At 69.7% G+C, this 14,026-nt stretch carries 13 protein-coding genes and 1 pseudogene; 4 read left to right on the forward strand and 10 right to left on the reverse strand.

Annotated features, from left to right (window positions below):
- Window positions 1–20: 20 nt before the first annotated feature.
- The 8 genes and pseudogenes from OG390_RS47805 to OG390_RS47840 form a co-directional block, all read right to left on the reverse strand.
- On the reverse strand, window positions 21–1,271 hold the full coding sequence (locus OG390_RS47805) for a DUF4032 domain-containing protein (protein WP_406176873.1): 1,251 nt from the start codon (window positions 1,269–1,271) through the stop codon (window positions 21–23).
- Between the two features lie 73 nt (window positions 1,272–1,344).
- Window positions 1,345–1,572: pseudogene (locus OG390_RS47810) on the reverse strand (amidohydrolase family protein); the annotation flags it as partial.
- Window positions 1,573–2,037: 465 nt separating this feature from the next.
- Entirely contained in the window at window positions 2,038–2,844 is an 807-nt protein-coding gene (locus OG390_RS47815) for an N-formylglutamate amidohydrolase (RefSeq protein WP_406176874.1), read from the reverse strand.
- Window positions 2,845–2,899: 55 nt separating this feature from the next.
- Window positions 2,900–3,352: a cyclic nucleotide-binding domain-containing protein gene (locus tag OG390_RS47820; RefSeq protein ID WP_406176876.1), complete on the reverse strand. Its 453-nt coding sequence runs from the start codon at window positions 3,350–3,352 to the stop codon at window positions 2,900–2,902.
- Window positions 3,353–3,710: 358 nt separating this feature from the next.
- Complete coding sequence (locus OG390_RS47825) at window positions 3,711–4,514, reverse strand: VOC family protein (protein ID WP_406176878.1); 804 nt, start codon at window positions 4,512–4,514, stop codon at window positions 3,711–3,713.
- Window positions 4,515–4,710: 196 nt separating this feature from the next.
- Window positions 4,711–4,926, reverse strand: a complete 216-nt coding sequence (locus OG390_RS47830) for a DUF4177 domain-containing protein (protein ID WP_406176880.1) — start codon at window positions 4,924–4,926, stop codon at window positions 4,711–4,713.
- Between the two features lie 584 nt (window positions 4,927–5,510).
- Window positions 5,511–6,425, reverse strand: a complete 915-nt coding sequence (locus OG390_RS47835; RefSeq protein ID WP_406176882.1) for an ATP-binding cassette domain-containing protein — start codon at window positions 6,423–6,425, stop codon at window positions 5,511–5,513.
- A complete protein-coding gene (locus OG390_RS47840) occupies window positions 6,323–6,790 on the reverse strand; it encodes an ATP-binding cassette domain-containing protein (RefSeq protein ID WP_406176884.1) in 468 nt (155 codons plus the stop codon). The genes OG390_RS47835 and OG390_RS47840 overlap by 103 nt, the downstream gene beginning before the upstream one ends.
- Window positions 6,791–6,954: 164 nt before the next feature.
- Between OG390_RS47840 and OG390_RS47845 the strand changes: the two genes are divergently transcribed.
- Together OG390_RS47845 and OG390_RS47850 are read left to right on the forward strand one after the other, a co-directional pair.
- Window positions 6,955–7,587, forward strand: coding sequence for a DUF6629 family protein (locus OG390_RS47845; RefSeq protein ID WP_406176886.1), 633 nt, complete (start codon window positions 6,955–6,957; stop codon window positions 7,585–7,587).
- Between the two features lie 176 nt (window positions 7,588–7,763).
- The gene (locus OG390_RS47850) at window positions 7,764–8,810 is read left to right on the forward strand and encodes an ATP-binding protein (RefSeq protein ID WP_406178300.1); all 1,047 of its coding nucleotides are present in this window, start codon (window positions 7,764–7,766) and stop codon (window positions 8,808–8,810) included.
- 214 nt (window positions 8,811–9,024) lie between these two features.
- Here the strand turns inward: OG390_RS47850 and OG390_RS47855 are convergent, their stop codons facing one another.
- Both OG390_RS47855 and OG390_RS47860 read right to left on the reverse strand, forming a co-directional pair.
- Window positions 9,025–10,926, reverse strand: a complete 1,902-nt coding sequence (locus OG390_RS47855) for an AMP-dependent synthetase/ligase (RefSeq protein WP_406176888.1) — start codon at window positions 10,924–10,926, stop codon at window positions 9,025–9,027.
- Window positions 10,927–11,287: 361 nt separating this feature from the next.
- Window positions 11,288–11,737 carry a hypothetical protein gene (locus OG390_RS47860; protein ID WP_406176890.1) on the reverse strand — a complete coding sequence of 150 codons (450 nt, stop codon included), beginning with the start codon at window positions 11,735–11,737 and terminating at the stop codon, window positions 11,288–11,290.
- A gap of 307 nt (window positions 11,738–12,044) precedes the next feature.
- On the opposite strand from OG390_RS47860, the gene sthA reads away from it, so the two are divergent.
- Complete coding sequence (gene sthA / locus OG390_RS47865; RefSeq protein ID WP_406176892.1) at window positions 12,045–13,448, forward strand: Si-specific NAD(P)(+) transhydrogenase; 1,404 nt, start codon at window positions 12,045–12,047, stop codon at window positions 13,446–13,448.
- A 103-nt stretch (window positions 13,449–13,551) separates the two neighbouring features.
- The gene (locus OG390_RS47870; RefSeq protein ID WP_406176894.1) at window positions 13,552–13,998 is read left to right on the forward strand and encodes a MarR family winged helix-turn-helix transcriptional regulator; all 447 of its coding nucleotides are present in this window, start codon (window positions 13,552–13,554) and stop codon (window positions 13,996–13,998) included.
- The last annotated feature ends 28 nt before the right edge of the window (window positions 13,999–14,026 follow it).

Raw genomic sequence — 14,026 nt, forward strand, 5'->3', positions numbered from 1 at the left:
TTTGCTCAGGGACCGGGTACTCACGCGGGCGGCGCGGGGGCGTCCGCCCGTGGCGGCAGGGCGTCGCGGACCTTGGGAAGGATGTTCGCCACGTAGTCCTCGACAGCCGTGTCCAGGCCGATGTCGCGCTGTGCGTGCTCGGACAGGAACCAACGGTGTTCGAGGAGCTCGTGGTACAGCTCGGCCGGGTCCATGGAGCCGCGCAGGTCGGGCGGCACGGCGCGGACGGTCGGCCGGAACACGTCCCGCACCCAGCGGTGGGCCAATACCTCGGGGCGGGCGGCGAGGGGGTCGCCGGGCGCGTAGTCGTCCTGGGTGGCCATCCAGCTCTCCAGGTCGTTCAGGAGCCGACGCGCCTGGTTCTCCTCGGTGTCGAGCCCCGTCAGCCGCAGCAACTGGCGCTGATGGTGGCCCGCGTCGACGACCTTGGGCACGAAGGTGACCGTGTCGCCATTGGGGGAGTGCGCTATCTGCATCTCGGCGACGTCGAAACCGAGGTCGTTCAGGCGGCGTATGCGGCGGTCGATGTAGTGGTACTTGCCCGCCGGATACACGGAGGTACGGGTCAGCTCCTCCCACAGCCCCCGGTAGCGCGCACAGATCTCCATGCCGAACTCGATCGGGTCCACCGAGGGGTGCAGGGCTCCGGCCGCCTCCAGGTCCAGCAGCTCGCCGCTGATGTTGACCCGGGCGAGATCGAGGTCGTACCCGCGCTGTCCGTTGCTGAGTTGGGGGTGGAGATCCCCGGTCTCGGCGTCCACCAGGTACGCCGCGTACGCCCCGGCGTCACGCCGGAACAGCGTGTTGGACAGTGAGCAGTCGCCCCACGCGAACCCCGCCAGATGCAGCCGCACCAGCAGCACGGCCAGCGCGTCCATCAGCCGGTGCATGGTGGCCGGCCGCATCGTCGTCTCGAACATCGAGCGGTACGGCATCGAGCCGCCCAGGTGCCGGGTGATCAGCACGGGCTCCAGCGGCGCGCCCTTTGCGTCGATGCGCCCCGTCACCACGGCGAGCGGATCGACCGCGGGGATGCCGAGCCGGTCCAGACTGCGCAGCAGCTCGTACTCGCGCACGGCGGGCCGCTCGGCGAGCTCCTTGACGGCCACCACCTCGTCCCCGGCCCGCGCGTAGCGCACCACATGCCGAGAGATGCCGCGCGGCAGCGGCACCAGGTGGTGCTCGGGCCACTCCTCCAGGGGCAGCTGCCAGGGCAGTTCGAGCAGGAGCGCGGGGTGCTCCGGATTGGTGGCGCTGATCTGCAAAGCCATGGCTGGGCTGCCCTCACCTCAGGGTCGAAGCGCTGTCCGGACCTCGGGGTCGACCGACATCCGGCTCAAGCATCTATGAATGATCCCGGAGGTGGAAGACGCGGCGGGCGTTGCCCGACAGGAACAACTCGGTGGTCTCCTCGTCCAGGCGCAGGTCGAAGAGGTGTTCCAGCGCCCGAGTCGGCGTGATCATGGGGTAGTTGCTGCCGAAGAGAACCTTCCGCCGGCCCCTGCCGCGCAGGTACTCCACCGGCTCGGGCGGGTAGCGGCGCGCGGTGTAGGCGCTGGTGTCGATGAAGACGTTCGCGTGCTTGTCGGGGTTTGCGGCGCCTCATGACTGCCGGTGAGCGGGGCTTGGTGCGTGCAGCTGCAAGGCGGAGGAGGGAGTCGGCGAGTGACGACAACGCGGCAGCTGTGCGCGCCGAGCCCCGCGGCCCAGGCGTGATCCGAAAGACAGGCCGTGGACCTAGTGTCCTGCGCCATCAATTCGTCGTTAGTTCTTGGTGCCCCACTGCCGCCGACTTGGCCGAATACTCGCAGGCCGGGGCTGGATGGGCGGACAACCAACCCGGCCGGGCAAGGCGCGAATCCACCGACGAACTTCTGGCGCAGCGCACTAGTGTCCTGCGCCATCAATTCGTCGTTAGTTCTTGGTGCCCCACTGCCGCCGACTTGGCCGAATACTCGCAGGCCGGGGCTGGATGGGCGGACAACCAACCCGGCCGGGCAAGGCGCGAATCCACCGACGAACTTCTGGCGCAGCGCACTAGCTGGCCAGGGCATCGACCAGAGCCGTCAGCGCCGAGACGAGGCGCGAGAACCCCGGGCCCGCCGGACCGCCCGGTTCGGTCATGTACGTGTCCCTGCGGATCTCCACCATCAGGGCGGTCACCTGTGGCTCCCTCTCGTAGTACCGCAGTGGGACGTACGCCCCGGAGAACGGGCTGTCGATCCCCACAGTCCCCACGCCCGCGAACGCCTTCTCCGCGAGGGCGACCAGCTCGGGCGGCGTGTGAAAGGAGTCGGTCCCCACGCAGATCGGCGGCCGCGGCCCGTCGCCGTGCAGCTCGTAGGGCAGCCGAGCCGTCGGATAGGAGTGGACGTCGACGATCACGGCCCGCCCGGTCGCGGCCAGCCGGTCGGCGACCGCCGCCGTCATCGCCCGTGCGTACGGGTGGAAGTAACGGTCGATCAGCGGCTGCGGGTCGGCCTCCGTGGGCCGGAGCCGTGCCCGGTGCGTGGTCCGCGTGTAGACCGCGCCCATCCCCACGGCCAGCATCTCCTCGCGCTCGTCGGGGAACCGCTCGGGGTCGACCACCAGCCGGGACAGCCGGTTGACGAACCGCCACGGCGTGACCCCGGCCTCCTCGGCCACGGCCGCGGCGAGCTCCGCGGTGTGCGCGTCCGTGATGTGGTCCAACTCGCACTCCAGCGCCGCGTCGTCGAGGAGGATGCCCTCGCGCACCGGCGCGGGCATCCGCCGCGAGGAGTGCGGGACATGCAGGATCACGGGCGAGTGGGCCGCGCCGGGCAGGAGTTCGAAGGAATCCAGGGCATCCAGGGTGTCGTCCATACGAGATTCCTATCCCAGCCCGGCTTGCGCGTGCGCAAGCCGGGGGGACCTGTCGTCATCCGCCACCGCCGTGGCGCGCGTAGTGCTCGATCAGCGCCGCGCGTGTCGTTTCGAGCCGATGGGCCAGGATGGCGCCGATCGTCCGGGTCATGGACAGCTCGAGCGTCGGATCCGCGTCGAAGAGAGTCCGCACCTGAGCGGCGTCGAACTCGTAGGCGCGTACGGGACTGAAGGCCTCGGCGCCGAAGTCCCAGGTGTGGGGCCGGAACAACCAGGACCAGCCGAGCAGATCACCGGGTCCCAGGGTCGCGACGGAGATTCGTCTGTTCGCGATGACCTGCTGGTAGAGCGAGACGGTCCCGGAGCGAATCACCCAGAAACGGTCCGCGACCCCTCCTGCCTCGAAGATCCTTCCGTCCGCGGGGAACGAGACCTCGCGGGCCACGCTCATCAGCTGTTCGCGATGGTCGGGGGAGAGGGCGGGCAGGAGCCGGAGAGCAGTGGGCATCGCGGACCTCCATCGCGCCGCGCGGGGACCGCGGGGTTCGGCGGCGCCTGTCGTACCGGTTGTATCCCGTCACCCTCTATTGGAGCCCGATCCACGGTTTCCGTCGCGTCGTGGGCGGGCCGACTTCGTCCGGCGGCGGGTGCACGGGCCACGTCGGCACCGCGTCCCCGCCCCTTCGGCACCGCGTCCCCGCCCCTTCGGGCGCACTCCCGCCTCGCCCCCGGCGCCGGCCGACCGCCACGGCTCTCGGCCCATGTGTGGGTACTGCGCGAGGCGGGCCGCTGGTGTCGCACCGGCGGGGGCCGCGACGTCCGCTACGGGTGCACGGCACGGGGGGACGCGCTGGTGGGGGTCCGACCTAAGCGCCGATCTTGGAGGTCACGGTGAAGCGCGCTCCGTCGGGGTCACTGAGCACCGCCTCGGTCGAGCCGACCCCCTGTTGGTGAGCCGTCCCGCCGTTCGCCCGCGCGGCCCGGGCGCAGGCGTCCACGTCGGGGACCGCGAAGTGAATCTGCCAGTGCGGCCTGATGGTGGGGTCGGGCGCCGCCTCCAGCGCGCCCGAGTGGATCCGGGCCACGACGTCTCCCCGGCTGCGTAGCACGACCTCGTTCTCCTCGTAGTCGACTGCGCAGCATCCGGCCTCCGAGGCCGCCCAACCCAGGACCTCTCCGTAGAACAAGGCGGCGTCGAAGGCGTCGCGCGTGTGCAGTCGGATGAAGGCCGGTGCCGCGCGCCGCCACGTTTCCCAGCCGGCCACGAGTTCGCCCTCCCAGATACCGAAGACCGCTCCGTCCCGGTCGGCCAGCAGCGCCACCCGCCCGGGCGGGAGCGAGATCGGCCCCACCGCGGTCGTACCGCCGCGTTCCTGGCTGCGGGACACTGTCTCGTCCGCGCTGGCGACGGCGAAGTACGGGGTCCACGCGACGGCGGTCTTCGCGACGAAGTCCACCTCGGAGACGCCCGCGACGGGGACTCCGTTCACGCGCGCGATCCGGTACTGGTCGCCCATCTTGCGGCCCGAGTGCCAGGTCCAGCCCAGCACGGCATGGTAGAACGCCTCCGCGACCTTCAGGTCGCGTGTGGACAGACTGACCCAGCACGGTGCGCCGAACACCGAGTGACTGGTGATGACCTCACTGCGAAGCGTTCCGTCGCTCTTCATGCCGTACCGTCCTGACATCACTGGCCGGCAGCGGTCGGAGGCGGGTGCGAGGCCTTCGGCAGGCCTCCGGGACCAACCCAGCCGTCAGTGGCCTCCCGGCCCGGGAGGCCTCCGACGGCATCAGTAGCACCTGCGGATCCGCTGTCCCATCAGCTACAGCATCCCTCGCCTCGGGGCACCGCGCACCGCACGTGGGCTATCGGCGCGGCCGCTCCAGGGTCAGGAGCAGCCCCTCGACGGCGCCGGGACCTATGCGGCCCTTGACGTCGGCCGATGTGATCGCCTTCAGGGCCCACCCGTCCTCGGCGTGCTTGTTCAGGACCTTCTCCAGCTTGTCGCTGTCCAGCGCGTCGCCGATCAGCGACTCCCGGAAGGTGACGACCTTGTACTCGTACGTGAAGGGGCTGCTCATGACTGTGACGCTCTCCTGCGGTTCGATTGGCGTGGCCGGGCCCACCCAATCATTCATCGGCGGCGCGGCACAGGGGAGGGGCCCGCCTGAGACAGGGCTTTGTTGAGGCTTCAGCGATTGTTGGGAAGCCGTGTCACTCCGCTCGCGCGGGCGGATGATGAGGGCCGATCGGAAGCCGGTCCGCCGAGTATCGGACGGGACCGGCCGGGCGGAGGGGGAACTATGGGAAAGACACAGACCACGGGGCACATAGGCGATGCCGGAGACACCTCCGGCACGGGCGGGGGCGGCTTCGCCGAGTTGCGGGCGCGCGAGTTCGGCTATCTCGACGAGGGCGGGCACACCTACCTCGACCACACGGGTTCCGGGCTGCCCCCGCGCTCGCTCGCCACGGGGAGCGCCGAGCGGATCACCGGCGGGTTATTCGGCAACCCGCACTCCGAGAGCCCGGCCTCCAGCGCCTCGGGACGCCTGCTCGCCGAGGCCCGCCGTGCGGTCCTGCGGCACTTCAACGCCGACCCCGCCGAGTACGCCGTGATCTTCACCCTCAACGCGACGGGCGCCCTGCGCCCGGTCGGCGAGGCCTATCCGTTCGCGCGCGGCAGCAGACTGGTGATGTCGCTGGACAACCACAACTCGGTGAACGGGCTGCGCGAGTACGCGCGGGCCGGGGAGCCGCGACGGCGTACGTGCCGGTGGACGGGCCAGGCCTGCAGATCGACGAGCGGCGACTGGGGGCCGCGCAGCACGGGAAGCTCGGTACAGATCTGCAGCAGCCCGTACGTCAGCCCGAAGAAGAACGCGCCGAACGCGATCCAGAACATGATCATCGCGGTCGATCCGGGGTCCGGCGCCGCACGGTCGAACGCGCCGACGCGGAACAGCACCGCGAACATCGCCACGATCATCACCGGCGAACCGGCCAGGACCGCGGCCGAGAGCCGGTTGTGCAGCAGCAGCGCCGCACCCCGACGGGTCAGCAGCGCCCACTGGCGTACGGCCCCGACACGCGGCCTCGACCGGGGAGTTGACGAGGGCTCCGCCAGGCGTACCTCCTCAGCGGCGGCCTGCGGGACGCGTACGCCCTCGGCCACCGCCTGGTACACCTCCTCGACCGAGCCGACCCCGAACGCCCCGCACAGGGCGCCCGGTTCACCCGCAAACGCGACCTCGCCGCCGGGGGCGAGGAACACGACCTGGTCGCAGCGGTGCAGATCCGCGAGGACATGGGTGGTGAGCACGACGGTCGTACCGTCCTCGGCCAGCGCGCGCAGGGTCCGCAGCAGGGCTGCCCCGGTGACCGGGTCGAGCCCGGAGGTCGGCTCGTCGAGGAACAGCACGCGCGTCCGGGTGAGCAACTCGACCGCTATGGAGGCCCGTTTGCGCTCACCGCCGCTCAGTGCGCGCACGGGCGTCGCGGCCCGACGGGACAGGCCGAGGATCTCCAGGACCCGGTCCACACGCGCGGCGACGGTCTCGGTCGCAGTGCCCGGAGGCATGCGCAGGCCCGCCGCGACACCAGCGTCCGGCGCAGCGGAAGCTCACGGTGGATGATGTCCTCCTGCGGCACCAACCCGAACTCCGGCCCGGGCGGCCCGGGTTGAACTCCGTCGTGCAGCACCTCACCCTCGGCCGGCGCGCGCAGCCCCGCCAGCGTCTGCAACAGAATCGTCTTGCCCGCCCCGCTGCTCCCGGCGATCACGGTGAGCCGCCCGGGGCCGACGTCGAACGACACGTCGCGCAGCACCCGCCCCGCCCCGCGCACCTGCTGGCTCACCCGACGCGTCTGTACGCACAGGCCGTCGACCGGGGCGAGGGGGCCGTGTGCGGCCGCGGACGGGCTCGGGCGCATGGGAGTCGGCATGAGGGCAGCATGCCAGGGGGATGGTCCGTATGAACCGTTGCGTGTGGGGAACGCGATGAACGGCGTCCGGGAGGCTTTCGTGTCCACGACGGGCATCGCATCGCGGCGCCGTAGCGTTGTGCACGTAAGGCGGGATCTCGTGACGGCGGACCCACGGTGACGCGATGTGTTGGAGTGCGACGGCCGATCTGACAGCCGGTGCCGGTATCGCCGCTGTCGGGGTGGCCTGTGTGGCGCAGGTACGCAGGGCGGGGGATCTCCCGTTGGCCGCACTGCCGTTGTTGCTCGGAGCCCACCAGATCGTCGAGTCCGTGGTCTGGGATTCGGGCGGAGGCAGTGGCCCCGCGACGGTCGCCTGGGCCGTGATCGCCCTTCCGGTGCTGGCGGTGTGGGTACCGGTGGGCGTGGTGTGCGCGGCGCCGCGGCACGCCCGGCGCCGGTTGGTGCTCCCTCTTGTGGGCGGCCTCGCGACCGCGACGGCACTCGTGTACGCCCTCGTCGCACGTCCCGTCAGGGCCGAGATCCGCGGCCACACCATGGGCTACGTCGTCGACCTGTCCCACGCGGAATGGCTCATCGCGGGCTACCTCCTGGCCACTGTCGGCGCGCTGTTGCTCTCCGGCGATCGCGGACTGCTGCTGCTCGGTGCCCTGGTCGCCGTGGGGGCGCTGATCTGCTGGGCGCTGTGGGAGCTGGAGTTCGTCTCGACGTGGTGCGCGTTCGCGGCGGTGTGCTCCGTGGCCCTTTGGTGGTGGGTGCGCGGGCGCCCGCGGGCAGGTGCCGGCACACCGCGGTGAGGCGCGCGCACGGGCCGGGGCGCAGCGGTACTGCCCGCGTCCACGGGCCGGCGCGCAGCGGTACTGCCCGCGAGCGTCGCAGGCAGATGTGAGGAAGGTGTCAGCGTGTGGCAAGCACCTCTCACCCGCACTCCCGTCGGCCCCGGGCGCTTAGCATCGGCCGCGTGTGCGCATATGTGCTGGTCGCGGAGGATGACGAGAAGCAGGCGGAGCTGATACGCCGCTCACTGCTGAAGGAGGGACACACCGCCACCGTGGTCCATGACGGCGGGGCCGCACTCGCCGAGGCCCGCCGCCACCGGCCGGACCTGGTCGTCCTGGACCTGATGCTCCCGGTCGTCGACGGCTTCGGCGTGTGCCGGATGCTGCGGCAGAGCGACGACATCCCCGTCCTCATGCTCACCGCCCGCTCCACGGAGGACGACATTCTGCTCGGCCTGGAGCTCGGCGCGGACGACTACATGACCAAGCCGCTGGCCGTGGCGTTCAACGAGCTGACGGAGCGCCGCGAACGGATGGAGGCGCAGCGCAAGGCGATGGTCACCGACATCGCCCATGAACTGCGCACCCCGCTCACCAACATCCGCGGCTGGCTGGAAGTGACCCGAGACGGCATCGTCGACCCCGACCCGGAACTGCTCGCCTCCCTGCACGAGGAGGCGGTCGTGCTCCAGCGTGTCATCGACGACCTCCAGGACCTCGCGGCCGGCGACGCGGGCGCCCTCAAGCTGCACCGGGGGGAGGTCCGCGCCGACGAACTGCTCGAACAGGTCGCCGCGGCACACCGTGTGGGGGCTGAGGCGGCGGGCATCCGCCTGCTCACTTCGGCGGACGGTACGCCGTGGCTCGACGCGGACCCGGTGCGGATGCGGCAGGCGCTCGGCAATCTGGTGTCCAACGCGATACGCCATACCCCGGCCGACGGCACGATCACCCTCTCCGTCCGCGGCCGGGACGGTCAGGTGGTCTTCGAGGTGGCCGACACCGGTACCGGTATCGCCCCGGAGGACCTGCCCAGCGTCTTCGACCGGTTCTGGCGGGCCGAGAAGTCCCGCAGTCGACGTACCGGCGGCAGTGGCCTGGGCCTTCCCATCGTCCGCCAACTGGTCGCCGCGCACGGCGGAACCGTCACGGTGAACAGCGAACCCGGTGTCGGCTCGGTCTTCACCCTGCGGCTACCCTGCACGACGGCTCACGTCTCTCCTGCCGTCGAGGCCGACTGACCCGGGACCGGCGTATTCCCGCCGACCGTGGTGGCGCCGGTACCAGGACCAGCAGTCCTGCTCACGGCAGGGATCTGGTTGCCCCGACTCCTTCGGCACATGGTGTACGCATGAACACCACCACCAAGCAGCCGGAAGCCAGGAGCCGCGTCACACCTCTGAGGTCCCTCCTGGGCGGCACATACGTCCCGCGTCGTGGCGGCACACGACCGGTTCACCGGAATACGTTGTCCGAGTCCTCCCAGATCGAGGGCTCACTGGTCGAGTACTCCCGCGGGACCCGCGACGACGTCTGATACATCGCCTCGATCTCGGCGGCGAACCGCCGGACGATGGCGTCCCGGCGCAACTTCATCGAGGGCGTCAGGAGTCCATTGGCCAGATCGAAGGGCTCCGGGAGCACCCGGAACACCCGGATGGATTCCGAGCGGGACACAGTGCTGTTGGCCGCGGTGACCGCGCGTCTGACCTCCTCCCGCAATTCGTTCTCCTCGCGCGCGTCCCGGACCGGGGTTTCACCCTTGGCCCGGGACGCGCGCCAGTGCGCGACGAATTCGGGATCCAGCGTGATGAGGGCCCCTACACACGGGCGATCGTCACCCACCACCACTGCTTGGTGGATGAGCGGGTGGACACGCAGACGTTCCTCAAGAGCCGCGGGAGCCACACTCTTTCCGCCGCTCGTGATGATGATGTCCTTCTTGCGGCCGGTGATGGTCAGATATCCCTCGGAGTCCAGACGCCCGATGTCGCCCGTGGCCAGCCAACCGTCCAGGAACGACGCCTGAGTGGCCGGCGCGTCGTTGATGTATCCCTGGAACACCGAAGGCCCCGACACGAAAATCTCCCCGTCGTCGGCCACATGAATGTCCGTACCCGGCAGCGCGCGTCCGACCGTTCCGAACTTCTCGCGTCCCACAGGCTGCGCTGTCACACCTCCGCTGGTCTCCGTCAGCCCGTATCCGTCGTGTACGAGGATCCCGATTCCGGCGTAGAAGAGGGCGAGTTCACGATTCAGCGGCGAGCCGCCCGACACGGCGCCGCACACCCGTCCGCCCAGCGCGGCTCGCAGCTTCTTGTACACCGTCTTCTCGTAGAGGGAATGCTGCAGCCGCAGATCGAAGCCGGGACCCGAGCCCCTGCCCAGCCGGTGACGTTCTTCGGCCAGGGCGAAATCCTGCGCGGTGCGGACGGCACGCTCGAACAGCGTGCGACGGCCCGTCTGCTGGGCCGCCCGCAGGAAGTTCTTGTAGATCTTCTCGAAGACGAACGGAACGGCGTACAGGTAGGTCGGCCGGAAGGACAACAGGGCCGCCGAGAGCGCCTCGTCGCGCAGGTCGGGTTCGTGCCCCATCAGGATGCCGCCCCGCAGACAGAGCCCCTGGATCATCAGGCCGTACACATGGGAGAAGGGGAGAAACGCGAGGATGGCCGGCTGTGCTCCCGGCGGAGCCGCCATGTGTCGCCAGCCTGCGATCAGCGTGTCGCAGGGGCTCGCCAGGCTGCGATGCGTCAGGGCGCAGCCCCTGGGCGATCCCGTCGTGCCGGACGTGTAGGCGATGACCGCGGTCGAGTCGGGCAGCACGATCCGGCGGAGCGAGTCCACCGTCGTCGCCGGAATCGCCCGGCCCCGCTCGACGAGGTGCGCCAGCGCCCCGGTGTCCAACTGCCAGACGTGGCGCAGGAACGGGAGGGCGGCACAGGCGGAGCCGACCGTCATGACGCCCTGCTCGTCCTCGACCACCACGGCGACGCACTGCGCGTCCTTGAGAATCCACGCGACCTGCTCGTGCGAGGAGGTCGGATAGATCGGAACGATCTCGGCGCCCACCGACCACAGCGCATAGCAGAGCACCGTCCACTCGTAGCGTGTACGCGCCATGATGGCCACTCTGTCACCGGGGCGGATGCCGGACGTGACCAGCCCGCGCGCCAGATCGACCACCTCGCCCCACAGCTCGGCGGCGGTCACCGGCGTCCAAGCCATGGTGGAGGCGTCGGGGCGGCGCGCGATCTGCGGAAGGTCAGGTGTGTGGCGAGCCGCGTCGAAGAGACTGTCGGCGAGTCCCCCCTGCATCAGTGCGGTGGCCGGTGGAGAAAGTTCGGACTGGTGCATTCGCCGCTCCGGAATTCTCCTCAACGTGGCTTCACCCAGAGCCGCCGGTGTCGAGGATTCCCGAATGTAGCCCACACGGGGAGCGGCCGTACACGATTCCCGAGCAGCTCGCCCACCGCTCGGATTCCGTTTCAGCATGATCTTGCGAGGGACCCCGGGCGTTCACACCCGGGAGGAATTGCATCCTGAGCTGGGCAGCGCGGAGCGCCGCCGTGCCGTGCAGCGCGGAGCGCTGCCAACAAGTGGGTTCGGAGGGCCCGGTGAGAAATCCCGGTGTTCGCATGACGAACCGTTGCTTCGGATCCCGCAGCCGAGTGCCGTGCCGATGCAGCAGCCGAGGCCCGCGACCGTCGCCCAGGCGTCACTCGGACAGCCGGCGAATCGCTGACAGCAGGCGCCGCATGCCCACCGGATGCCCGCCCGTCCCGATCACGAGACGTCGATAGAGGCCGCCGGCCAGGCCGGGAAAGGCGGCCCGGGTCTCCGCCCGCAACCGCGATCGGCCCGGACCGACCTGTTCGAGGCGGAAGGTCAGGGCGTAGGACGAGAAACGATGACTCCCCATGAGGACCAGCTCTCGCCCCGGGACCGCGGCCACCACCCGAAAACCGGGAATCGTCGATCCCTCGGCGAGTGGCCTCGGCCCGGACGCCGCGCAGGGGGCAGAACCCAGCAGCCTCGCGTAGCCGGCGGCACCGGGCCGCGAGAAGGATCGATCCAGCGTTTCGCCCAGACTGCGCCAGACATCGTCGGTCCCCGCGACGATGACCGTCGCGTGCTCATCGACGTACGGCAACGAAGCGATCTGCATCAAAGCCTCCGGGAGATCCGACTGCGCTCGGCGAACGACCTTTGGCTGTCGCGGAGTTCGCATCGAACGGGGCGAGCGCGTGCGATACGCCGCTCCCCGCCACGAGTATGTGCGTTACGCCGCTCCCACCCGATGGTGCCACCGCCACCCCGTACGGCAGGGGACTCGGGTCGCACCGCGGCTCGATCGATACCCCTCAACGAGCCCGCCGGGGCGACGTCTTGGAACGGGAGCTGCTTCCACGCATCGCGAAAGATCCCCGGTTCACCCTTTCGAGGGAAGACCTCGGGCTGACAGACTCCGGAGGGTGCCCGACTTCGACATGCTCGTCATCGGATCCGGCCCGGGCGGCCAGAAAGCCGCCATTGCTGCGGCCAAGCTCGGCCGTCGGGTCGCCGTCATCGACCGCCCCGACATGGTCGGTGGGGTCTCCATCCACACCGGGACCATCCCTTCCAAGACCCTGCGTGAGGCGGTCCTGTATCTCACGGGTCTCACCCAACGGGATCTGTACGGCCAGAGTTACCGCCTCAAGGACGACATCACCGTCGCCGATCTGACCGCTCGCACCGAGCACGTGGTCAGCCGTGAGGTCGATGTCATCCGCAGTCAGCTGTCGCGCAATCACGTCTCTCTCTTCGCGGGCACCGGCCGCTTCGTGGACGCGCACACCATCGCCCTGCGCGAAGTGAACGGCGACGAACGGCAGTTGAGCGCCGAGCACATCGTCATCGGCACCGGTACCCGGCCGGCCAGGCCCACGACCGTCGAGTTCGACGGACGGACGATCATGGACTCGGACAACGTACTGAACCTCGAGCAGGTGCCGCGTTCCATGGTCATCGTCGGGGCCGGTGTGATCGGCATGGAGTACGCCTCCATGTTCGCCGCTCTCGGCAGTAAGATCACGGTGGTCGAGAAGCGGCCCGGGATGCTCGACTTCTGTGACGTCGAAGTGATCGAGTCGCTGAAGTACCACCTGCGGGATCTGGCCGTCACCTTCCGGTTCGGGGAGACCGTGGCCGCGGTCGAACGGCATCCCCGAGGCACCCTCACCATCCTGGAGAGCGGCAAGAAGATCCCCGCGGACGCCGTGATGTACTCGGCGGGCCGACAGGGTCTCACTGACGAACTCGACCTGGACAAGGCGGGCCTGTCCGCCGACCGGCGTGGACGTATCACGGTCGACGAGCACTACCGCACCGAGGTGCCGCACATTTACGCCGTCGGCGACGTCATCGGCTTCCCCGCACTGGCGGCGACGTCGATGGAGCAGGGGCGTACCGCGGCCTACCACGCCTGCGGCGAGCCGGTGAACCGGATGCACGACCTGCAGCCGATCGGCATCTACACCATCCCGGAGATCAGCTTCATCGGGCGCACCGAGGACCAACTCACCGAAGACTGCGTGCCGTTCGAGGTCGGCATCTCCCGCTATCGCGAACTGGCCAGGGGCCAGATCATCGGCGACTCGCACGGCATGCTCAAGCTGCTGGTCTCCCCTGAGGACCGCAAGCTGCTCGGCGTCCACTGCTTCGGCACAGGTGCCACCGAACTCATCCACATCGGCCAGTCCGTCATCGGCTGCGGCGGCACGGTCGACTACCTGGTCGACGCCGTGTTCAACTACCCGACGCTCGCCGAGTCCTACAAGGTCGCCGCCCTGGACGCGACCAACAGGATCCGCCAGATCGATCGTCTCAAGGACTGACCGCCACGCCGCCTCCGACGGGGAGGAGCCGAGGAGACCTGGCGGCTCCTCGGCGTGGCATATTGCATAAGTAATTTAAATAAATCGGTGATACATTCCTGTCATGGCACCACAGAGTCGGCAGGATCTCGGCGCCACAGACCTCGCCGCCGTGCTCGGAGAGTTCACCCGCGGGTCCATCCGACTCCCCGCGACCGAGAAGCACAGCTTCACCACACTGTCGGTCCTGCGCACGCTGGCCCACAAGGGCCCCATGCGGCTGACCACCCTGAAGGCGAGCGAGCAGATCACACAGCCCGCCATCACCCAGCTGGTCCGCCGGCTGGAACGCGATGGGCTGGTGGAGCGGCACCCGGATCCCGAAGACGGCCGGGCGGTACTCGTGCAGGTGACCCCGGCCGGTGCCCGGATCGTCCGCACCCGGCAGCAGGACCGCGTCCGCCGGTTCTCGCAGCTGCTCGAAGCCCTGACCCCCGAGGAACGCCACGCCATCGGCGCCGCCCTGCCCGCGCTGGCACGCATGGCCGCGCTCATGGACACCGAGCGCTGACCGCCGGCGCGGCCGCTTCTCCCTGACT

It is taken from the genome of Streptomyces sp. NBC_00996 (genome assembly GCF_045162675.1).
Classification (GTDB): domain Bacteria; phylum Actinomycetota; class Actinomycetes; order Streptomycetales; family Streptomycetaceae; genus Streptomyces.